Source organism: Nocardia sputi, assembly GCF_023501985.1.
In genome coordinates this window covers 78,832-99,904 of sequence record NZ_JAMFLC010000026.1, presented here as the reverse complement: position 1 = coordinate 99,904, position 21,073 = coordinate 78,832, and the positions used below count along the sequence as shown (strand labels likewise).

The following is a 21,073-nucleotide window of genomic DNA, read 5'->3' as shown; positions in this document are numbered from 1 at the left end:
CTACCGGGTGTCCGTTGAGGACGTCGACCGGTGGACCATCACGATCGACGGCGGCATGGGAGTTCATCCTGCTCGACGCCGACACCACCAAAACCTGCCCTGGAGCGCTGGAACCGGCCGCCCGAGGAATAGCCGAGGGCGTGGCGTCGGAAGAACTCAGAAGAGAGATCAACAGCGGGTTGCAGGTGGTGGAGAACTGGAACTCCGCCAACACGGTCGTGTTCTACGGCAAGGACTCCCAGCTCACCGGCGCCGACCGCGAGCACACCGAGGTGTCGATGCTCGCTTTGCACCTACTGCAATCGGCGATGGTCCACATCAATACCCTTCTGCTGCAAGCGGTCCTGGAAGACCCGCAGTTCCACGATCTGGTCGGCGACACCGAACGCCGCGCACTGAGCCCCCTGTTCTGGTCGAACATCAATCCCTATGGCCGGTTACGGCTCGACATGACCACCCGTCTGGACCTCACCCGGGAACGCGTCGCCGGGTGAAAGGGGGTCTCATCTCATCGTGTTGGGCAGTGAAACCGCTGAGGAGAAGTTCGGTGACGTAGAGGCCGATGGGGCCGGGATCAGTGTGCAGGCTGCGGGCGAAACGGTTGACGATGTGCAACGTGCCGACGATCGCTTGCGGAGGAGTTGGGGCGCCGATAAAAGGATCGTGACACCCGGTTCATGAAGCCGGTCGGCTCCAAGACACTGGTCCTTCCGTCCGGCTCATGCGGTCTAGATGTTGCGGGGCGGGACGTTGACGACAGGCGAGTCGGCACAGTCGGCGGCCTGGTATCGATTCTGTTGATCAGCGGCCAGACCGCGTAGCGCGAGTTCTACATGGTGTCCGATCGTGTCTGGTTCGGAGTCGGGGATCAGTTGCGCGATGCGGATGAGTCCGAGGAGTTGATAGGCGATGTCGCGAGCGGTCACGTCGGCGGCGAGGGTGTGATCGGTGCGGGATCGGTCGACGGCCTCTTGGCCGATCTTGGTGAGGTGCGAGATGCATCGTCGGAGATCCGCATCCGATGGTGACCCGGCGGTGAGCAGATCGATCATTGCCTTGCTGCTGGTGAGTTGAGCCATCGTCGCGGCGAAGAACTCGCGAAGACCGGAAATCGCGGACACTCGTTCCGGAAGGGTTGCCCCGGCGAGGTCGGTGAGGTCGGTCCCCGTCACGGCGTGCACGAGGTGCTCGCGGGTGGGGAAGTGCCGGTAGAGGGTGCCGACTCCGACACCAGCCGCTGCGGCGACGGCGCGCATGTCGACGGCCATGCCGCTCTCCCTGAAGGCGGCGGCTGCAGCTGCCAGGATTCGTTCCCTGTTGGCGACGGCATCTCGCCGCTGCTTGCGATCATCTGCCACGCCCTCACTATAGCTATTCGGAACATATGTTCCGGAACAATGCTAGCCTGATCCGGAACACATGTTCCGAATATCGGGAGGCTAAGCGGTGAGGACGATCGTGGTCACAGGAGGTACCGACGGTATGGGAGCTGCACTGGCACGTCACTTCCTGAGTGCGGGCGACCGCGTCGTCGTGATTGGGCGAAGCCGCGCCAAGTTCGACGCACTACTCACAACTGTGACGGGCGACGACCAGTCCGCGGTGTCGCGGGCGGATTTCGTCGCGGCCGATCTGTCACTGGTCGCAGACAGCCGTCGCGTGGTCGCGCACCTGCAGGCGAACCACGAGCGGATCGATGCGCTGGTTCTGGCGGCCTCGTTCATACGGCAACGTAGACACACTACAGCCGAGGGACATGAGGCGTCCTGGGCGCTGTTCTTCATCTCCAAGTATTTGTTCGTCACCGGACTCGACGCGCTCCTCGGAGCAGTTGACAGACCAGTCATCGTGAACACAGCCGTTCCCGGCGCGCGAGCTGATGCCATCGCCTTCGACGACCTCGAGATGAGCAAAGGGTTCACCTTCGCAAGGTCCAACGCGCAGCAGCGTCGGGCCAACGAGCTGCTCGGCATCCTCGCCACGAACCACAACCAGGACCTCTCTTACGTCACCTGGGGCCCCGCTCGGCTTGTCCGCTCCAGCTTCGCCGGCGAAGTCGGGAAGGGCATGAAAGTCGCTGCCACAGTTCTCGGGACGCTGTTGGGTCAACACCCAGACGCTGCGGTCCGCCCGATCATCGACATCATCGACACACCCGCCCCAGGCAGGGCCGCCTACCGCGGCGCCAAGAGGCTCACGCTCACCGACAACGACCGCGACCACGAGGACGCCATGCGCCTGGCAACGGCAGTCGAGGATGAGTGTCGATGACACAGACCGCATCTCAACGTCACAACCTCGAACGCGGGACATGGCCCATGATCGCTGACTTCACCACCGGGTGACCTGCAATCGGGTGTTCCGAAAGCCGACCGGCGAACGGAACACGGCACGTGGGGTCCAGATCCGCGAAAAGTCACGCTAAGGCGTGGCTACCGCAGATAGCACCCATTATCGGCGGTCAGTAATCGCACACCTGTTCGGTAAGAAATCTTGTCGAAGCAACAGTGCCAACCTACCCGCCCAGGCAGCGCTAACCTTCGCCGCCAGGCACTGACCAGCTCCTGACATCTGGACCTCTACCCCCGGTTCGACGCAAACGGATCACGGTAAGCGAAAGAAGTTGGCAGATGGCAGCATTCGAGTATGTTGCTGTCCTGGCTAGCTGCTGCCGATCCGCCGCGTGGAAGCGCAGTCGTGGACTGGCTACCTATCTCTGCTCCACTCGCGGTGATCCTGGCCGCATGGGACTGCTGCACGATCGGGTGACAGATTCGATCACGCGGCCTGACTGGCCAGTGGGGTCATGATGGTCTCGTATTCGACCGGCGTCAAACGGCCGAGGGTAGCTTGGCGTCGGCGGCGGTGGTAGGTCCGTTCGATCCAGGTGACGATCGCGAGGCGCAATTCGTCACGGCTGCACCAGGATCGGCGGTTGAGGACATTCTTCTGCAGCAGCGCGAAGAAACTCTCCATGGCGGCATTGTCACCGGCCGCGCCGACACGGCCCATCGACCCGGCCATGCCGTGACGAGTCAGGGCTCGCACGAATTTCCGGCTGCGAAATTGCGATCCGCGGTCGGTGTGCAGAATGCAACCGGCCACCTCACCACGGCGAGCCACTGCATTGTTGAGCGCGTGCACCGCCAGCGCCGATTTCATGCGTGAGTCGATGGAGTAGCCGACGATCCGGTTGGAATAGACGTCCTTGACCGCACAAATGTAGAGCTTGCCCTCGCCTGTCTGATGTTCGGAAATGTCGGCCAGCCACAGCCGATTCGGAGCCTCAGCGGTGAAGTTGCGTTGGACCAGATCATCGTGGACCGGCGGGCCGGCTTTGCCCTTTCCGCGTCGCTTCTTGCCGAACGCACTCCACCAGCCCTGAGCCGAACAGATCCGCCATGCAGTGCGGTCGGCCATCGGTTCACCGGCGGCGCGGGCCTCGTCGGCGAGAAATCGGTACCCGAATTCGGGATCGTCGCGATGGGCGTCGAACAGCGCGTTGGCCCGATACGCCTGGTCGAGTTCGGCGGCAGTGACCGGTTTGGCCAGCCATCGGTAGTACGGCTGACGGGCCAATTTCAGCACCCGGCACGTCACCGTGACGGGGATCCCGTCTTCGGCCAGCTCGCGGACGAGCGGGTAGATCATTTTCCCGGCAGGTTCGCCTGCGCGAAATAAGCGGCGGCCCGTTTGAGGACCTCGTTCTCCTGCTCCAGCAACCGGATTCGCCGTTTCGCCGCCCGCAGCTCGGCCGACTCGCTCGTGCTGGTGCCCGGTTTGGTTCCCTCGTCGACGTCGGCCTGACGCATCCATTTCGACAGCGTCATCGGGTGGATCCCGAAATCGGCGGCGATCTGCTCCAGCGTCACACCATCGTCGCGATTGCGAGCCACACGCACGACATCGTCGCGGAACTCACGGGGATAGGGCTTCGGCACGATGACATCCTTCCAGCCCACCCGAAGGGCAAGCCAACTCGGTTGTCACCTATCCATGCAGCAGTCCCCATTCATTGCAGCCGTGGTAGCCCGCTTGAATGTTCGCAAGCCTCCTCCACACGAACAGCTTGAAACGCTGCTGCAGCTCTACCGGGACTGGCCGGTCGAACTTGAGGGTAAGGACACGATCGAACGCCAGATCTCCCTCCAGCTGGCGGAGCTGCGTGTGGCATCCGACGATGCTGGGCAACCGGACGCTTCGTCGGCCGAGCGTGCTGCCGAACAACGTGTATTCGCAAGGGCCCGCCGCATACTGCTCAACCGCACCCTGTCGTGGATACTTATCGGAGGCAGCCTGGTCACCTCGGTCAGCGTGAGTTCCTTCTATCCTCCGGGCCAACCGAGTTGGGTCTACGTGCTCAGTATGGCCGCAATAATCGTGGGCGGAGTTCTCTACTTCCTCAGCTTCAGCCTTCGGATCCTCGCACTGTTCCGCAGCAGGCCGACGGATGCCGAAAATCTCTGATAGCGCGGCTATGTGCGGTAACCGCTAAGCGCCGGATTTCTCAGCGATGTTCCTCGACCTCCTCGTAGTGCTCGGCGATCAGGTCCAGGTTCAGTTTCCGGGTCATCAGCGGGCCCGCGTGTGGGAACCGGGCCTCGGTCTCGGTGCGGGTACCCGGCCGGTACAGGGTGATCCGCCCCAGGTCCCGGATCCGCGGCGAGAGCTGCAACCCGAGCAGGTCGAACAGCCCGAAGTTCACCAGCGTCACGCCGTGGGTGTCGGTGGCGTGCTCGGTGATCGGCAGATCCGTGGCATTGCCCAGGATCTCGTCGAGCACGTAGTGCGCCTCGCGGCGAGTAGCGACGATGACCTTGGTGCCGTAGGTGGCGTGCTGATCGGTGACATGGGTGTAGGTCGACAGGCCCTCGTTGGCGAAATAGCGGCTCAGTGCGCGGGCGGTCACAGACTTGCCGCGGGTCGGGAACCGCTGCCCATCCGACGAGGACAGGGTGCCGGCGCCGAACACCGCGGTCAGCGGCAACCTTTGGTGGTAGCCGATGAGCGCCAAGTTCGCCGCCCGCAGCGTCTCCTCCCGCACATACCACTCGCTGGTCCATGCGAGGATGTCGTAGGAAATCCCGGACGCCTCCGCCATCCGGGTCAGCCCCAGGTTCGTCGAATACGCCAGCAGCACCGCGATCAGGTTCCGTTTCAGCTCCGGGGTCCGGGCCTGCTTGCCGGTGGCGTGGGTGAAGCAGTCCAGGTAGCCGGTGCGTTTGTCCAGCTCGATCAGCAGCGACACGATCGGCGCGAACGGCAGCATCTCGGTCAGCTCGGCCTTGAGTGCCTTCGCCTCCTCCGGCACCTCCTCCGCGGTCAGCGGCGAGATCACCAGATCCCCGTCCTCGTCCAGGCGCACCGGGCCCACGCCCTCGGCGAGTACGGTCTCCAGCTCGGCGACCGCTTCGTGCAGCTCGTCGGACGCGGTGGCCAGTGCGTGGGCGGGGTCGGCGGATTTGCCGACCAGGCGGCAGAATTCGGTGCGTTGGGGCTCCCACTGCGCCGGGGTGAGCATGTAGGCCGCCGGGTCGGCATACCGGCGCGACCCCGGCACATACACATCCCCGCTACGCAGCCCATCCCGCAGCCCGAGCAGCACGCACAGCTCCCAGTAGTGCCGGTAGGCGGTGGAACTGCCCGATTTGCGGGCCTCGTCGAGATAGCCACGCCACTTGGTCGGCACGAACCCGGCCGGGGCGTCATCGAACACCTTGCGGCGGCCCGTGGCGTTGAGCTCTCGTAGCATGTCCACCGCGATCAGCAGCTCAGTCGCCGCGGTGCCGCCGGCGAACCGCACCACCGACAACACCGCCGGGGTGAACTGCCGCAGATACGAATACGACCCGTCCAGGGCGGCCAGATGCCCGTGGTCACGCGGCAGCCTGGGTTTGGACTGGGCGACCGCCGCCCGCAACCGCTCCCACCCGATGCGGTCACCACGCACCAGGCCACCGACCTGTTCATCGGGGATCTGCGGGTCGTTGATGATTTCTAGGAGCTCGTCCAGCAGGGCCTGGCGGTTCTCACCCGACTTGCCGCGTTCGGCGAGTTCGTCACGCATCCGGTGTTCAGCGGTGGAGAACTTCGCCGAGATCGCCTGGTCGAACAGCGCCACCACCTCATCGAGGACGTCGGTGGCCGACTGTGCCAGCACGGTGAGCAGGATCGGATACCGGCGCTGCGGATCACGGCGCTCCAGGGCCTGCGGGGTCAGGCGGCGGCCCATCGTGGCCAGGAAACGGCGCCGCTCCGCGGGCAGCACCGACATCTCCACAGTGTCCGCACCCAGGTTGCGCAGGAACCCCAGCTTGTCGACCTCGGCTTTCACCGCCGTCGCCGAGGCCTCCACAGGTCCGGTCGACAGCCACCGCAACCGTGACATCCCCAGCGACGGATCGACAATCAGCAGCGCGTCCAGCTCCGCGCACCGCTCGGGGGTGAACTCGTGCGCCAACCGGTCGTAAGTCTCGGCTTGGGCCTGGTGGCGGGCGTGCGCGACCCGTTCCACCACCGTCACCGGGCCCGGCCGGATCACCCGCGCCGAGATCAGATACTCACACGCCAGCCGGAACAGCAACGTCGGCGAATCGTGCTCCATCGCCCGTGCCAGCAGGAACTCATCCAGCTCCTTGAACTCCAACGCCCCCGCCGGCCGCCAGCCCAGATACTGCGCCGCCAGCCGCACATGCTCGGTGCGGGTCTTGGCCCGCCGACCGTACGAGCCGATCTCCACCGGATCCACCCGCAACTGCTCGGCCAGCCGAGCCACCACCACCGGCGGCGCCGTCGCCAACCGATCCGGCACGAACCCCAACCACCCCAGCGTGCACAACGCCACCGCCAACCCCAACCGATCCGCCGGGCCCCGACCCCGGCCCGGATCCACGAACGCCAGATCAGCCGGAGTCAACGTGAAATACCGGAACAACTCCTCACGGCTGATCTCCGGGAACCCCCGCAGACGCTCCAACTCCTCGTCCGCGAACACCCGCGTCGCCACGAACCCAGCCTCCACCCGTGCCGATCAACCTCATCGGCCACCCAGCCAAGCACCAACCAGCCACATCCGCACCGCGAACACGAAAACTGGGCCTTACCAGCCGACTACGCTATATCCGCCCGATTTTCGGCGAATGCTACGGCGACCCCTACAGCGCTGACCGGCCGTGCCGAATATGCCAACCGGGACGTGTTCGGCGAACATCTGCTTCACCATCTCGAGGGAAGTCCGCACAGCGGGATCGTCACGGTAGCCGGGTTCGTGCTGCTGAATCAAAGCCCACACTTCCGCGCGAACGGCCCGGCTGCGGTCGTCAATCCTCTTTCTTGCTCACCGGTTACGCTGTCTCTGCGGCCGATTTGTTCAGCCTCTTTTGGTGCAGCCGATTCTCGCGTCCTCGAAGCCATTGCGCGACAACAGCCATAGCGGAAAGTGTAGATCGCAGACCATGTGAGGCTGTAGGTGGCGTAGGAGACCTGGCGGAACCCCGGTGCCGGATAATTGTCGTGGCCTCTGGCCCATCGGATCAGCAATCCGATCTGGGTCCCCGGGTCCCGGGCCGCGCCATAGGAAACCACTCGCGTCAGTTCGTCGCCCTTGCTGTTCAGGTAGAGCGCGGTGGTGACGGTGAAGATGGCGACGAATACCGTGGCAACGATCACCAGGTGCGTGAGCGCCGCGGTGCGGGCCACACTGTTGACCGCCACGCTGCACACCGTGATGACAATCGCGACGCTGGTGAGGATGCCCCACGTTCCGCTGGCTTTCGGATTCGGTACCGATGTTTGCGCCCAGAGATCAACCCAGAAGGTAGTGACGTGAATTCGTCCGAAGGCGTTGGCGTGGATCACACCGTCCGTCCCGCCGGTGCCAGTGGTCAGCCACGGCTGAAACAGAAGGACAAAGGTGATCACGCTGCCGACCGTGGCACACAGATAGACCCAGTTCCCGCGGAATGTAGCCACCCGCCACTTCCGCCGAGGGCTGGTCAAGGAATTCGGCGTCCGCCGCGAAACTGTCTACGCGTAAATGCGGGCCGATGCCGCCAGGGCCAGACCTGCGGATTGTCCCGTTTCAAAGAGTCTGCCCGTTCCCTGTGGGCCTCTCTACATCCTCGCCTGTTCTTCCCGCGGCTCCTACCGCTGCCGGGCACCAGCCACCGCGCCCGCACTGGCCGGCCAGTCGCAGTACTGGCCAGTCGGGTTCCAATTCAGGCCGTCCGGACACCTCTGAACGGTCGGGACGTTGTTCGAGCACTGAAAGTACCTCGTCACGTCCCCGGGGTAAGGGAAGAGTCCGTCGGGATGGGGACAGCTGAAGGCCGCGACGTCGAGTCCGGGGCCTGCAGCGAGGGCGGAGGACGAGCCGGCGAGCATGAGGCCCGAACCGAGCAGCGCGACGGCGGGCAGAACCGGAAGGCGGGTGAGTCGCACTGTTGTCTCCTTCGGGTGAGCGTCAGGGCCGCACGCATCATGGCATGGGCGGGGAGGACGCACGCGTGAACGCGCCGATCTCCTCACAACCCCGACGCGCAACGCCGAACCACTCGCCCCGTCCAATGAGAATCGTTTACCACCAACAACTCCGCCGTAACTGGTGCTATTGCCGGAACCCCTGCGCCTGCGAGCGGCGTTTGCGATTCCAGTCGCACTCATCACCACGGGTGATCGCCGCAACGTCGCCATGGCGCTGCTGGGGCGCAAGGACTGACGCCAGTCCGAATCGACCGTCGAGCACGGCAGCACAACGGACCGAGCCACGCGCGTCTTGCGGTCAGCAGTTGAACGGGAAGCACGACTTCGGCGGGGGAGTCGGCTGCGCGGGCGCGAGAGACGAGGGCACCACAGCGGTGTCGGCAGGCCTATCGGGAGATCCCATGTGGGTGAGCGCCAGCACCACCAGCACGAGGACCGGGACGCCCACGAGCGCCGCGAGGCCCCACAGGATCGGCATAGGCGCCGCACTGCGGTAACCGTGGAAGTACGGGGACCGGTAACGCCCCGGCCGCTGCGGTGCGCGCCGGTCGGTGAAGCGGACCGACCCCCTCACGTAACTCCCGCCTACCCGTCCTCTGCGTGAATGCCCCCGCACGGTTTCATACCCCATGACCGTCAGTATGACGCGAAGGCCCGACATGATCAGCCAGTCAGCGAACCCGCACTACGGATCTTCTGGATCCGCAGATCGGTTTTCTCGGGGCGTCAGCCGATCAGTCTGGGTCCGGGGGCGTGGGGATGAGCATTGAGACATTCATCCCGTTGTGCGGAGTGGCATTTCATGCCCTGTGCTGGAGAGTTGGCCCACTGCCGACGCTGTGACCTGGAGTCGGCCGTCCTCGATGGCAGAACGGGTGCGTGAATTCACCAATGCAGGTGGTCCGTTCGACTTTCCCGTTGTGCGAAGCACCATTTTATGTCCTCTGCCGCAGGCTAATAGCGTCGAATTCATGGAGCGGAATTTTCAATCGGCCGAAGAACTCGCGGCTGCTTTGCGTGTCGGTGCGGTGACCTCGGTGGAACTGACCGACGAGGCGATCGCCCGTATCGAGCGCGACGACAAGATGATCAACGCGATCTGTGTACCGGACTTCGACCATGCGCGGGCTGCCGCACGCGATGCCGACCAGGCGCGCGCCAGCGGCGAGGATCGGCCGCTGCTCGGTATTCCGGTAACGGTCAAAGAGTCCTACGATATCGCTGGCCAGCCCACGACCTGGGGCATGCCGGCGCAGCGGGACTATGTGCCTGCCGAGGACGCGGTACAGGTGTCGCGGTTGAAGGCGGCCGGCGCGGTGCTGCTCGGTAAAACCAATGTGCCGTTGATGCTGCGAGATATTCAGAGTTTCAACGAGATCTACGGCACCACCAACAATCCGTGGGATCACGGTCGCACGTCGGGTGGGTCGTCCGGCGGTTCGGCGGCGGCCCTGGCGGCCGGATTCGGCGCGCTGTCCATCGGCTCCGACCTCGCCGGTTCGCTGCGCACCCCCGCGCATTTCTGCGGTGTCTACGCGCACAAGCCGACACTCGGGCTGGCGGCGACCCGCGGCATGGTCGCGCCGCCTGCGCCGGCCTTGCCGGTCGACCTCGACCTCGCCGTCGTCGGCCCGATGGCGCGCACCGCCCGCGACCTCGCGCTGCTGCTCGACGTGATGGCCGGACCGGACCCGCTGACCCACGGCGTCGCCTACGACGTCGCACTGCCGCCCGCGCGCCACGAGCGGCTGTCGGACTTCCGTGTCCTGATCATCGAGGACCATCCGCTCATTCCGACCGGATCGGCGGTGCGGGCGGGCGTGAACCGGGTCGCCGAGGCGCTCGTCGACGAGGGCGCCCGCGTCGAACGGCGCAGTCCGCTACTGCCCGATCCGACCGAAGCGGCGACGCTCTACATGCTGCTGATGCTGTCGAACGCCGCCGCAGGTATTTCCCTCGACGCGTACGAACAGCTGCAGACCCACGCCGCCGCCCTGAGCGCGGACGACCGGAGTCTCGATGCGGCGCGGCTGCGCGGCATGGTGCTGAGCCACCGCGACTGGGTCGAGGCGAGCAACCGTCGCGAACTCCACCGCCACGGCTGGCGGCAGCTCTTCGCCGAGTTCGATGCCGTGGTGTGCCCCATCACGCCCACTCCCGCCTTCCCGCACGACCACAACGGAGGTCTGGAGAACCGGCATATCGACATCGACGGCGTCGAGTACCCGTACTTCGACCAGCTCGTCTGGGCCGGTGTGGCCACCATGCCCGGCCTGCCTGCCACCGCCATACCCGCGGGCCGGTCGCCTGAGGGGCTGCCGGTGGGAGTGCAGCTCATCGGTCCGATATTCGAGGACCGCACCCCGCTGCGGCTGGCCGAACTGCTCGAGCAGAAGATCGGCGGCTTCCAGGCGCCGAAGTAGGGCGCACTCCCCGGGGTGTCGACCCGATGGACCTTCGGCGCCGTGCGGCGGTGCGAGCCGGACTTGCACTGCCGCACGCGGCTGCTTAAGCTCGGTGCCGCGACCTCGCTCGCCGTAAGCGTTTCACGTCAACCAACGCACCGGCCCGCCACCAGGCGGCGTCGTTGACTGACGAGACGTTTACGGAGCGACCGATGAATTCCGCGAATCCCCAGTCCCGCACCGGCTTCGGCAAGCTGCCCGCCCGCTACACCTCGGTGATCATGCCGATGCTGTTGTCGATCCTGATGACCTGCATCGTCTCGTTGATCAGCACGCTGATGAGCGACGGCCTCGCGATCGGGGTCTGGTTGCGTTCCTGGGCCGTATCCTGGCCCATCGCCTTCCCGACGCTGCTGCTGGTATTGCCTGCGGTGCGGCGTATCACCGCTGCACTGGTGCAAGCACCGTAAGCACCATGGACGGCCGGCCCATCTCACCGTCCGATCGCGTCCCCTCGTCCGCGCGAAGTAGCGTCGCTGCCACGCCCGAGTGTACGAACAGAGCCAGATGGGCCGGGTCGTTGGTGGCCCGGTAGTCGGTGTCGACAAAGCACCTGGCGCCGCCGCTGCACCATCACCAGTTCCTCCCGGCGGCATCGGTGCGGCGAAATGCCACACCGACAGCAGATTCCCCTTTCCGCGAGACATCGTGCCGTCACCGAGACCCGGCCGCCACCGCAAGTGCACCAGAGCCGTTCATCCGGCGCTCCCACAGACCGTAGGGTTGGCGACGGTGACCCTTCCCAGCGACAGCAGGCAGGAGTATTTATGCCGTCGAACAGTGGCACCCGTCGTCCGACACAGGAGCGCGCGAAGGCGACCCGGGAGCACATCCTCGACAGTGCCGCACGCCTGTTCGGAGAACACGGGATCGCCAACACCTCGGCCAACCGGATCGCCGCCGAGGCCGGAGTGAGTGTCGGCACTGTCTACCGTTACTTCACCGACCGCACGGTCATGGTGGACAAGCTGATCGAGCGGCTGCTGGAAAATGCCGAACAGCGCTTCACCCAGCGTGTGTTCGGCCTCGCCGGACAATCCACCGCGGAGCTGGTGGCGTCCATTCTGGAGGTCATCACCGACGAGTTGGTGGCCAACGCCCAGTTGATACGCGCGCTCTCGGGCGGGGTCTCGTTCTATGACACCGGCATCCCCGAACTCGAACTCCGTCTACGTCTTTTCGCCAAAGTGCTGGTCATCCAGCTGCTCGGCCCAGGCGACGACCACAAATACGACATCATGAGCATCGTGTTGATCAACACCGGGATCGCGGCAGCGCTCCGCGCGTCGGTACTGGAGATCGACGACCAGCAACGTAGACGGGCTCTCACCATCACCGCGCGTGCGGTCGCTGCGTGGATCGAATCCGAACGCACGAGAGACTCGGCATGACGCAGGTCGAACGCGCAACGATTGGCCCACCGTCAAGCCGCACAACATCGAGCCTCCCGGGCCGACAGACAGGAGCGGGTAGGTGACCCCGCAGAAGAAGGCGACTCGTCGTCCGACACAGGAACGCGCGAAGGCGACCAGGGAGCACATCCTTGATACTGCCGCACGCCTGTTCGGGGAACGCGGGATCGCCAATACCTCGACCAACCGGATCGCTGCCGAGGCCGGGGTGAGCGTCAATACTGTCTACCGACACTTCACCGACCGTGGGGTCATGGTGGACGAACTGCTGGAAAGCCTGCTGGAAAGTATCGAACAGCACCTTATTCGCAGCGTGTCCGATTCCGCCGGCAGAACCGTTCTGGAACTGGCCATCACCATCCTCGAGGCCGTCACCGACGAACTGGTGGCCAATGCTTCACTGGTGCGGGCGTTGGCGGGAGGGCTGGCCTACTACAACAGCGGCCTCCCAGGATTCGAACCACGCCTGCGCGCACTACTGAAAGTTCTGCTGATCCAGGTGCTCGGCCCCGGCAATGGAAATGCCCACGACGCGATAGCGTTCGTTCTGATCAACGTCGGTTTCGCGGCGGCAGTCCGCGCCGCGCTACTCGACGCTGACACCGGCGAGCGCCAGGAAGTCATCGTCATGACCGCCCGCCTGATCGCGGCAGGGGCCGAAGCCGAAATCGAGGCATCGACAAGCTCTGGATAGCCACTGCGCACTATCAGTCACCGGATCGGGTACGGCCGCTCGGCTGGTAGCGGTCACATTCAGCGACTGACACCGCGCCGACGATCCTGCTCACAACAAGAGCAGACAGATGAATTGCCGAGTATGTCCGCCTGAGACATGGATCGCCGAGTCACCGTCCCACATTCGATCACGGCATACGGCTGAAGCTGAGCTGGCTGGTCTCCGGCTGAGATCGCGATGTTCGTGCAACCACACAACTTCGTCACACTCGAATATGAGGCGGGCGTGTCCGAATGGTCGGAATTCGCAATGGCAGTTTTACACGGCGTCGACCGGGATATCGGGTTGGCTGCGCTTGCTGAACGTGCGGGCGATGAGCGCCGAACGTAGTTGCCACACACCCGACGTAGTAGTGGGATCGAATCCGGTGAGCTGGCTGACGCGCTTGAGCCGATAGTCGACGGTGTTGGTGTGGATCTGCAACGAGCGGGAGGTGCGTTGGCGATTGAGGTTGTTGCCGATATAACACTGCAAGGTTTGGAGCAGTTCGGGGTGATCGTCGAGGGGGTCCAGCAGCGACCCGAGACTTTCACGACCCGGACCCGGCCGGGTCAGCTGGTACTCCAACGCCACATCGGCGAAACGGTACAGGGTGGGGGCACACTGCAGCCGCCGCACCGTGTCGAGCAGTTCGTGAGCGCGGTCGGCTGCACCGGGCACTTCAGTGGCCGATGCTGTGACAACGGCCGCTGTCAGGGGTACGCGCGCGGCGGCCGACAGCTGGGCGAGCAGTTCGTCGAGACGCCCGCCGCTCAGCGTCGCAGTCGGGATCAGGATCGTCCCACCGTCCACACTGAGCAGCGCGAGTGCGTTCTCGCCGCAGCGGGTAGCAAGCTCGGCCTGCAGGCGGCGCAGTTTGCGGCGGGCGACGACCTTGCCGTCGAGCATCGGATGCTGCTCGTCGGGGTGTTTTGGAATATCCACTGCCAGAACCGAATACTCGTCGGCAATGCCTATTCCGTGTTCGCAGGCCGTTGTTGTAGTGGCGTATCCCCCCAGCAGCGCGGAGGTCAGAGTGTGTACGGCGGTGTGGTGCTCACTGACTGCCGCCTTGTACTCACGGACATAGGCACGGGCGACAGTCGCGCTCATGATGTCGAGCATTTCCACCACCAGCTTCACGCCGTCTACCAGATTGGCGTAGTCCTTCACCGTCACGTTCGAGAAGATGAGATCCATACCGAGTTTCAATCCTTCGTGGATGGAATGCAGGATCGTGTCGATCGACACGCCCTCCCGGGCCCAATCGGCCGCCGCTTCGGCCAGCCGGCCGGTCTTCGCCGGAAGATCCTGCCCGTCCAGCATGCTGGCTGACAGCTCGAAACAGACCCTGGTGATGGCGGCGGCGTCACCAGGGACGACGTCACCAGGGGCCAGCTGCCGAGACACCTCCCGCACGCCGTGTGTGGGTAAGGGCATCGGTTTGCCCGAGACGGTCAATCCATTCCCAAGTGCCCCGTCGGCTGTCATCGTCGACTCCCTTCCGCCTGGTTGCTGCGGCTCTACCGGCCGATGGTGCGGTCGGCAGCCGTGCGAGGCGGCCGAACTCCCGGCGAACGCATTCGACCTGGCCCTTCATCGGTCGTGGTCCAACGATAAGAGGATCCCGAACTCACCTTCCACTCTTCTTTGCCCGACCCCTCGATGTCGGTGAACCATGGCGATGACATGCGGCGGAAGACCATTCGACACACCGTCAAAAGGAATTCTTCGGTGGTTACGCGACACATTTGCTCACTATTTGCGATAGCGCTCACAAGCCGCGCGAGCAGCGAACGTCGGCCAGGAGTTGCGCGATCCTTCGGCCACTGGATCCAGCAGTGGACGCCAGTCGTCGGAGGTCGATCAGGGTGGAATGCCCGATTCGGTGCGAACAACGAATCGTCAATCAGTCGCAGAAGATGGAGCGGCCGGCAATGAACGCATGGAGCATTGGATCGCTGACAAGCCGGTCTGGCGCTCGAGCGGTTTGTTGCCACGCCATAAGCCTCCGAAGAGGCGGTGAGCTGGGGCACACTCGATTCCAGCCGATCGGCACACACTCCCGGGATTACCGGCAGGACGCGCTGACACAGTCCTGAGCTTCGCTCGCTTCAACTTCAGCTGTCGTATATCACTGCCGCTTGTTGTAAGTTGTTAGACCGTTGAAGTGACGGCCGACGTTGCGGGAACGGCCGAAACCAGCGACGGGATACAGGTCATGGGTCGGCCCACGGAGGTACTGATGGCGGCCGGTCAGCTGCCCAGAGGTCGACTGGCGCGGGGCAGTCGGCTGGGCCGACTGGTCGCGGGGCAGGCTGCGCGTGGAGTCGGGACTCGGTTGTCCATGATCGGTCGGCCTGACGAAGCCCGGCAGATACTCGCTGAGCGTTCCGCTCTGCAAGCCGCGCAGCAAATGGTCACAGTGCTCGGCGGCATGAAGGGCGCGGCGATGAAGCTGGGCCAGATGCTGTCGGTTCTCGATGTCGACCTCGTTCCCGAATCCCACCGTGAACTGTTTCGGGTGAAGCTCGCCGAACTTCGAGATCGCGCACCGGAGGTTCCGTTCAAGGCGATGCGGAAGGTCATCGAGAGTGATCTCGGGCCGATGTCGCGAGTGTTCGCCGATTTCGAGGAGACGCCCGTGGCCGCAGCCTCGATCGGCCAGGTGTATCGGGCGAGGTTGCATGACGGGCGCATGGTCGCGGTGAAGGTGAAGTACCCCGGTGTGGATGAGGCCGTTCATGCGGACATGCGTAACTTGCAGTTGTTCGCCAAGGTGTGGAGATCCGTGCTGCCGAGCGCGGCCGACGCCGCCGTGCTGGACGAGATCGCACGCAACATCGGCGGTGAACTCGACTACCTTCGCGAAGCGCGGACTCAGCATGCAGTCGCGTCGCGCTTCCACGAACATCCCTTCACCACCGTCCCCGACAGTGTCGGAGAACTCTGCACGCACCACGTTCTTGTGACAGAGTTCGTCGCAGGGAGGTCCTTTCAAGAGATTCAGGCTCTGCCCGCGGCCGACCGGGATCGGATCGGTGAGCTGATCTACCGCTTCTACATCAGTTCGCTGTTCTCCGACTACGAGTTCTGCGGTGACCCGCATCCCGGCAACATCCTTCTGGACGGGGGCGGTCGACTCGCCTTCGTGGATTTCGGGCTCTATTACCGGATGAATCCCGCGGACGCCGAGTTCGAGCGTGCGTCCCTGCTAGCCGCCGGAGAACACCGGGCAGGGGATCTGTACCAGGCGTGGGTCGGACGCGGCATCATCGACCCGGACGCGAGCGTCACACCACAGGAATGTCTGGAATACGTATGGGCTGCCTCGGGTTGGCATCTGCTCGACGAGCAGATCACGATCACCCCCGAGCTCGCCACCGCGGCAGTGGTGCTCGCCGTCGACCCGAGGGCGGACGAATTCCGGGGTATGCGCCATCAGCTGCTTCCGGCTGAGCACGTGTTCTCCAGGCGGGCGGAGTTGTTCACCTTCGCTGCGCTCGGTCAGCTCGAGACGACCAACAATTGGCATCGCCTGGCCCGTGAGTGGCTCTACGGCGAGCCTCCGGTAACTGATATCGGGCGGGCGACGGCACGGTGGCGAGCCGGGCAACTATCGGGGCCACCTTACCGCCGCTGACCAGGTCATCACCGCGCTGCGCGGAAGTTGATCTGCCTTTCGACTCATCCTCGCCGATGTTCCTGGCCCGGCAGATGACGGCGGGCAGTGCCACGCACTCGCGCGGTGTGCCAGAACGGCGGGGCCCCAGTGGAGAAAGGGCAGTGGGCGGGCTCACCTTGCGGCGGCGTACGCGGGAATTCGGCGATCGACGTGTGGTCCGCATGGTGTCGGCACCACCACGCGGCGTGAGTTCATCCAACGGACCGGCGAACTCGCACCCGACCGGTCACGATGACCGGTTCGGCGACCTGGTCGGTGATTTCGCTGATGCCGTCGGTGGTGACCTCGAGCACGCGGGCGGTGGAGATGTCGAAGAACAGGCCCGATACTGTCAGGCCGCGGGCAGCGGCAGCCTGGCGGATCACCGGGTGGCGTCGCAGGGTCTCGAGCTGGACGGCGACGTTGACCATGCTCAGCTGGGCGGTTTCGTCGTATCCCGCGGCCGCCGCAGCGGCTCGCACCGGGTGCCCGGCACGGTAGGCATCCAGGCTTGGGCGGGCATGGGTGAGCCAGGTGTCCAGTCCTGGTCCCGCGGAGGTGCCGGCCAGCAGGGCCTTCATGGCACCGCAGGAGGAGTGGCCGCACACCACCACGTTGTGCACCTTCAGGTTGTCCACCGCGAAGGACAGGGCCGCCTCGACCGAGGCGTCCGATCCGTCTGCGGGGTGCAGGTTGCCGACGTTGCGGACGGTGAACAGGTCACCGGGACCGCTGTTGGTGATCACATTGGGCACGATGCGTGAGTCGGCACAGGTGAGGAACAGCGAGTGCGGATCTTGCCGGTCGCGCAGCTGATCCAGGTGCGGCCGCATCACGTGGGCGTGGCTGCGATGGTAGGCGACCACGCCGGCTGCGACCGCGTCGCCGTCGCGCTCGCGCCACGGGACGAGCACCTCGTCGAGAATGCCGCGCGCCCGGCCGCGCCGAGGCGGGCCGGTCATGGCGTGTTCCATGCGCGCGGTTCCGATCTCGACGAATTCCACGTTCCCGCCGGTACTTTTGTGCTGGCGGACCCAATCGCGGATGGCCTCGTAGCCGGCGTGGTCGAGGAAGTCGACGGTCAGCTCGACAAGTACGTCGGAACCCGCCGGCACCGTGGCCAGCTCCTTGGTCAGCTTCGGCAGCGCCAGGAACGTGCACGTGCCGTCGACGCGGACGATCCAGCGGTCTGTGCCCGCCACCGGTGTGGCCTGTACCGATACCTTCACCACTCGCCACAGCAGAATCGAGAACGCCATAGCCAGGCCGATCAGCACGCCCTCGAGCAGGTTCAGAAACACCACGCTGACCATGGTCACCGCGTATACCGCCAGGTCGCCGGTGCGATGGGCGAGCTGGATGTGGGCCAGCTTCACCAGCTGGACGCCCACCACGATGAGTAATCCGGCCAGCGCCGACTTCGGGACCTGCTGTAGGACGCCGACGAGCGCAATGGAGAACACGAGAATCCACACACCGTGCAGAATCGTCGAGGCCCTGGTGCGCGCACCGGCGGCCACGTTGGTGGAGCTGCGCACGATCACACCCGTGACCGGGAGGCCACCGAGCATGCCGGAAGTCATGTTGGCCGCGCCCTGGGCCAGCAGCTCGCGGTCGAAGTTGGTGCGCCTGCCAGTGTGCAGCTTGTCCACGGCCACTGCTGACAGCAGGCTCTCCACGCTGGCGATGAGGGCGATGGTAAGCACCGCCGACACCACCCCACCCCAGTTGCCGCTCGGCAGGTCGGGCAGGCCGATGGCGGTGAACAGCGAGCTGTCGATCTCGATGCGGTCCGGATTGCCAGGCAGCACCAGCGATAGCACCGTACCCACCAGCACCGCGGCCAGCGGGCCGGGGATCAGGCGAACCTTGTCCGGTACCCGGCGCCAGGCGACGATGATGCCGATGACGATCAGGCCGATGACGAAGTCGTCACCGTGCGGGTTGAGCAGCTGACCGGGTAGTTCGCTGATGTTCTCGAAGGCCGAGCTACGCGATGCCCCGCCCAGCAGTACGTGCACCTGCTGCAGTGCGATGGTGACACCGATACCGGCGAGCATGGCATGCACGACGACCGGCGCTATCGCCAGCGCGGCACGCGCGATCCGGCTCACTCCGAACACGATCTGCAACAGGCCGGCTGCGGCGGTAATGAAACATGTTGTCTGCCAGCCGAACTGGTTAATGATATCGGCGACGACCACGGTGAGGCCGGCCGCCGGCCCACTGACCTGCATCGGGCTTCCACCGAGGAAGCCGACCACGATGCCACCGACCGCGGCCGCGATCAGGCCGGCGGCGAGAGGAGCGTCGGAGGCGATGGCAATGCCCAGCGACAAGGGCAGGGCAACAAGGAACACCACGATCGAGGCGGGCAGATCATGGCGGGAGATCGACGAAAGCCGTTCGGACCAGGGGCTTCCCGGTGGGGTGTCCGATATAGGGGTCGCATCGGTGTCGGTGGACATATTTCTCCTTCACCAGGCCTACGGGCCGGTCCGGTCGGTGGAACATGTTCTTCAGGCATCGAAAGCAGCTGCGGGACGACGGTTCCGAATGTCCGGCAGCCTCTCAGGCATGGGGAGTTTTCCAAGATCAAAGTACTGGCAATAGCGCAGCGAAAAGCGGGCCGAACGGATTTTTGTGACAGGCTCTATTTCGAACGACAGCCTCTTCCCTGGCGTCACAACGCACCACCACCGACAAAAGTCGGTTTCAGGAACAAGTTTCTATGTGACGGCGGGCGCGGTGACAAACCAGGGGAATGCTGCACGAACAACAGCTGCACAACTGCCGTGTGGCCCGCATCGCGTCCACTGCGGACGTCCGCATGCGGCGAATGGGCGAGTTGGCACCCGCCGCCGTGCAGAAGTTCCCCCTATCAGCGCAGGTCCGGGGTGTGACACGGCAGACTTCCTGGCGACCTCGGAGATATTCGATGCCAGCGACGAAATGCCACAATCAATGGATTGAACTATCGTGTACATTCGGGTCACAGCAAGTGTGAATGCCACTTGATACTGTGATGATCCACGACGGGTTCGGAAAGAGTTGATCTATATATACAGAGTCTGGAAAACGACGTGCAACGGCTCCCGAGTTCGTGATCTGATCGTTCCGTCCCGAACCCGGGAATTCCACATGAACACGACTGAGGATGACTGTATGAACTCGAGAATTATTCGCCCGCTCACCGTCGTCGCATTCGCGCTGTCCGCCACCGCCCTCGGCGTCGGCACGGCCTCGGCGGATACCTCCGCGGCAACCCCGGTCGCGGGCTCGGTGGAAGTATGCATCCCTATCCCGGTCGGCCCTGTCGAGTTGAGCTTCTGCCTGTAACCGGCCAGCCCGAGTAGCACGCGGCGGTGGCGGCATGGTTCATGGTGAGCACGACGGCGTGTTTTTAGTTCGACGTCGTCACCGCCGCGCAGCCTGCACAGCGAGATCGATCTGGCGTCCGGTCGAGCGACTGCCGGCAGGGCGCCGGGTGGCCGCGTGGGTTCGATACCACCCGCCGGGCGGGTGCTGCAGAGCCGGGATCCGGCGAACAACTCGCGCACCCGCACGGCACCGAGCGCGATCAGGGCTCCCTGTGGCCGCCCATCGGCCCTCGACGACGACCAAGCACTCGTCGCGACGTTGCCGAGGCCGGACGCCACCCATGGATTGTCCCGCTCGGGTGAGTAGGAGTTTATGTTGGCCGTTGATACCACGGACGCCACAGCACTGGCCGCCACGGCGGCCCGTCTGCGCATTGCATTGACCGTAATTCTGCGGCGCACCCGGAGGGATCCGAACGAGTGTCGATTGTCCGCGACGCAGTGGGCTGTGCTGGGACGCTTGCATCGATGCGGAGCCATGGCCGCTGTCGATCTGGCTCGCCTGGAGATGTTGCGCCCGCAGACGATGCGCAATGTCGTCGACGGGTTACGAGATCAGGGACTGATCGTCGGCGTACGCGACCCGATCGACGGACGCCGGGTGAACCTGATGCTCACCGACGATGGCGTGGCCTGGGTGCGCGGGCAGCAGGGGTCACCGAACAACGCTCTCGCGCAGGTTTTGTCGGAGAGCTTGCCGTCCGGCGAACTGAACAAGGTGGACGAAGCGCTGGATTTGCTGGAGAGAATCGCTTACGGGTGACTATCCATGCCGTGCACCCGCCTACGGCAGGCGAGCGCAGGGCCGACACTGTTCACCGGCCAGTCGGTAAATCAGGTCGTCGCGATCCCGCTGCACACTTCGTGACCAACCACGGGTGAACTCTCACCCCAGCAGTAGGTTGCCCCACCGCCAGTGCCACCGAAAGGTCCGCGGAAGCCGCACACATCACCGC

The 21,073-nt window shown here is 64.7% G+C and carries 17 protein-coding genes and 1 pseudogene; 10 read left to right on the top strand and 8 right to left on the bottom strand.

Going from position 1 to position 21,073, the window contains the following annotated elements; genetic code table 11:
- Nucleotides 1-14 precede the first annotated feature (14 nt).
- Nucleotides 15-494: a Tn3 family transposase gene (locus tag M8859_RS30000; protein ID WP_249645196.1), complete on the top strand. Its 480-nt coding sequence runs from the start codon at nucleotides 15-17 to the stop codon at nucleotides 492-494.
- A 234-nt stretch (nucleotides 495-728) separates the two neighbouring features.
- Here M8859_RS30000 and M8859_RS29995 read toward each other — a convergent pair whose 3' ends face one another.
- Nucleotides 729-1,358, bottom strand: coding sequence for a TetR/AcrR family transcriptional regulator (locus M8859_RS29995; RefSeq protein WP_195141087.1), 630 nt, complete (start codon nucleotides 1,356-1,358; stop codon nucleotides 729-731).
- 88 nt (nucleotides 1,359-1,446) lie between these two features.
- Here M8859_RS29995 and M8859_RS29990 point away from each other — a divergent pair, with 88 nt between their 5' ends.
- Entirely contained in the window at nucleotides 1,447-2,271 is an 825-nt protein-coding gene (locus tag M8859_RS29990; protein WP_195141088.1) for an SDR family NAD(P)-dependent oxidoreductase, read from the top strand.
- Nucleotides 2,272-2,778: 507 nt separating this feature from the next.
- On the opposite strand, the gene M8859_RS29985 is transcribed toward M8859_RS29990, so the two are convergent.
- Nucleotides 2,779-3,941, bottom strand: a protein-coding gene (locus M8859_RS29985; RefSeq protein ID WP_195072464.1) for an IS3 family transposase whose coding sequence is annotated in 2 segments (ribosomal slippage) — nucleotides 2,779-3,654 and nucleotides 3,657-3,941 — 1,161 coding nt in all. Because the reading frame shifts where the segments join, the coding sequence is not laid out codon by codon here.
- 94 nt (nucleotides 3,942-4,035) lie between these two features.
- Between M8859_RS29985 and M8859_RS29980 the strand changes: the two genes are divergently transcribed.
- Nucleotides 4,036-4,467, top strand: coding sequence for a hypothetical protein (locus M8859_RS29980; RefSeq protein WP_249645195.1), 432 nt, complete (start codon nucleotides 4,036-4,038; stop codon nucleotides 4,465-4,467).
- 55 nt (nucleotides 4,468-4,522) lie between these two features.
- Here the strand turns inward: M8859_RS29980 and M8859_RS29975 are convergent.
- The 4 genes and pseudogenes from M8859_RS29975 to M8859_RS29965 form a co-directional block, all read right to left on the bottom strand.
- Nucleotides 4,523-7,006 (bottom strand): annotated as a pseudogene (locus M8859_RS29975) (Tn3 family transposase); the annotation flags it as partial.
- 272 nt (nucleotides 7,007-7,278) lie between these two features.
- The gene (locus tag M8859_RS29970) at nucleotides 7,279-7,920 is read right to left on the bottom strand and encodes a hypothetical protein (RefSeq protein WP_249645193.1); all 642 of its coding nucleotides are present in this window, start codon (nucleotides 7,918-7,920) and stop codon (nucleotides 7,279-7,281) included.
- A 222-nt stretch (nucleotides 7,921-8,142) separates the two neighbouring features.
- Entirely contained in the window at nucleotides 8,143-8,382 is a 240-nt protein-coding gene (locus M8859_RS37740; protein ID WP_372492950.1) for a carbohydrate-binding module family 14 protein, read from the bottom strand.
- Nucleotides 8,383-8,779: 397 nt separating this feature from the next.
- Entirely contained in the window at nucleotides 8,780-9,055 is a 276-nt protein-coding gene (locus M8859_RS29965) for a hypothetical protein (protein WP_159928486.1), read from the bottom strand.
- Nucleotides 9,056-9,344: 289 nt separating this feature from the next.
- On the opposite strand from M8859_RS29965, the gene M8859_RS29960 reads away from it, so the two are divergent.
- The 4 genes from M8859_RS29960 (at nucleotide 9,345) to M8859_RS29945 (ending at nucleotide 13,052) form a co-directional block, all read left to right on the top strand.
- Complete coding sequence (locus tag M8859_RS29960) at nucleotides 9,345-10,904, top strand: amidase (protein WP_249645192.1); 1,560 nt, start codon at nucleotides 9,345-9,347, stop codon at nucleotides 10,902-10,904.
- A gap of 194 nt (nucleotides 10,905-11,098) precedes the next feature.
- Nucleotides 11,099-11,356 (top strand): DUF2798 domain-containing protein, encoded by a 258-nt coding sequence (locus tag M8859_RS29955; RefSeq protein WP_159928488.1) that lies wholly within the window; start codon nucleotides 11,099-11,101, stop codon nucleotides 11,354-11,356.
- A 357-nt stretch (nucleotides 11,357-11,713) separates the two neighbouring features.
- Nucleotides 11,714-12,337: a TetR/AcrR family transcriptional regulator gene (locus M8859_RS29950; protein WP_159928490.1), complete on the top strand. Its 624-nt coding sequence runs from the start codon at nucleotides 11,714-11,716 to the stop codon at nucleotides 12,335-12,337.
- Between the two features lie 82 nt (nucleotides 12,338-12,419).
- Nucleotides 12,420-13,052 (top strand): TetR/AcrR family transcriptional regulator, encoded by a 633-nt coding sequence (locus M8859_RS29945; protein ID WP_159928492.1) that lies wholly within the window; start codon nucleotides 12,420-12,422, stop codon nucleotides 13,050-13,052.
- A gap of 300 nt (nucleotides 13,053-13,352) precedes the next feature.
- On the opposite strand, the gene M8859_RS29940 is transcribed toward M8859_RS29945, so the two are convergent.
- Nucleotides 13,353-14,564: a PucR family transcriptional regulator gene (locus tag M8859_RS29940; protein WP_159928494.1), complete on the bottom strand. Its 1,212-nt coding sequence runs from the start codon at nucleotides 14,562-14,564 to the stop codon at nucleotides 13,353-13,355.
- 754 nt (nucleotides 14,565-15,318) lie between these two features.
- Between M8859_RS29940 and M8859_RS29935 the strand changes: the two genes are divergently transcribed.
- Entirely contained in the window at nucleotides 15,319-16,716 is a 1,398-nt protein-coding gene (locus M8859_RS29935) for an ABC1 kinase family protein (protein ID WP_249645209.1), read from the top strand.
- A 233-nt stretch (nucleotides 16,717-16,949) separates the two neighbouring features.
- Here M8859_RS29935 and M8859_RS29930 read toward each other — a convergent pair whose 3' ends face one another.
- Nucleotides 16,950-19,205: a SulP family inorganic anion transporter gene (locus M8859_RS29930; RefSeq protein WP_249645191.1), complete on the bottom strand. Its 2,256-nt coding sequence runs from the start codon at nucleotides 19,203-19,205 to the stop codon at nucleotides 16,950-16,952.
- A 697-nt stretch (nucleotides 19,206-19,902) separates the two neighbouring features.
- On the opposite strand from M8859_RS29930, the gene M8859_RS29925 reads away from it, so the two are divergent.
- Together M8859_RS29925 and M8859_RS37015 are read left to right on the top strand one after the other, a co-directional pair.
- The gene (locus M8859_RS29925; protein ID WP_195141021.1) at nucleotides 19,903-20,076 is read left to right on the top strand and encodes a hypothetical protein; all 174 of its coding nucleotides are present in this window, start codon (nucleotides 19,903-19,905) and stop codon (nucleotides 20,074-20,076) included.
- A 354-nt stretch (nucleotides 20,077-20,430) separates the two neighbouring features.
- The gene (locus M8859_RS37015; RefSeq protein WP_223515178.1) at nucleotides 20,431-20,880 is read left to right on the top strand and encodes a MarR family winged helix-turn-helix transcriptional regulator; all 450 of its coding nucleotides are present in this window, start codon (nucleotides 20,431-20,433) and stop codon (nucleotides 20,878-20,880) included.
- Nucleotides 20,881-21,073 lie beyond the last annotated feature (193 nt).

What these genes read in the sequence shown, in the direction of transcription:
- M8859_RS29955 (WP_159928488.1), top strand. Translation starts at nt 11,099, where the DNA reads ATGAATTCCGCGAATCCCCAGTCCCGCACCGGCTTCGGCAAGCTGCCC.
- M8859_RS29930 (WP_249645191.1), bottom strand. Translation starts at nt 19,205, where the DNA reads ATGTCCACCGACACCGATGCGACCCCTATATCGGACACCCCACCGGGA.
- M8859_RS29940 (WP_159928494.1), bottom strand. Translation starts at nt 14,564, where the DNA reads ATGACAGCCGACGGGGCACTTGGGAATGGATTGACCGTCTCGGGCAAA.
- M8859_RS37015 (WP_223515178.1), top strand. Translation starts at nt 20,431, where the DNA reads ATGTTGGCCGTTGATACCACGGACGCCACAGCACTGGCCGCCACGGCG.
- M8859_RS29950 (WP_159928490.1), top strand. Translation starts at nt 11,714, where the DNA reads ATGCCGTCGAACAGTGGCACCCGTCGTCCGACACAGGAGCGCGCGAAG.
- M8859_RS37740 (WP_372492950.1), bottom strand. Translation starts at nt 8,382, where the DNA reads ATGCTCGCCGGCTCGTCCTCCGCCCTCGCTGCAGGCCCCGGACTCGAC.
- M8859_RS29935 (WP_249645209.1), top strand. Translation starts at nt 15,319, where the DNA reads ATGGCGGCCGGTCAGCTGCCCAGAGGTCGACTGGCGCGGGGCAGTCGG.
- M8859_RS29925 (WP_195141021.1), top strand. Translation starts at nt 19,903, where the DNA reads ATGAACTCGAGAATTATTCGCCCGCTCACCGTCGTCGCATTCGCGCTG.
- M8859_RS29960 (WP_249645192.1), top strand. Translation starts at nt 9,345, where the DNA reads ATGGCAGAACGGGTGCGTGAATTCACCAATGCAGGTGGTCCGTTCGAC.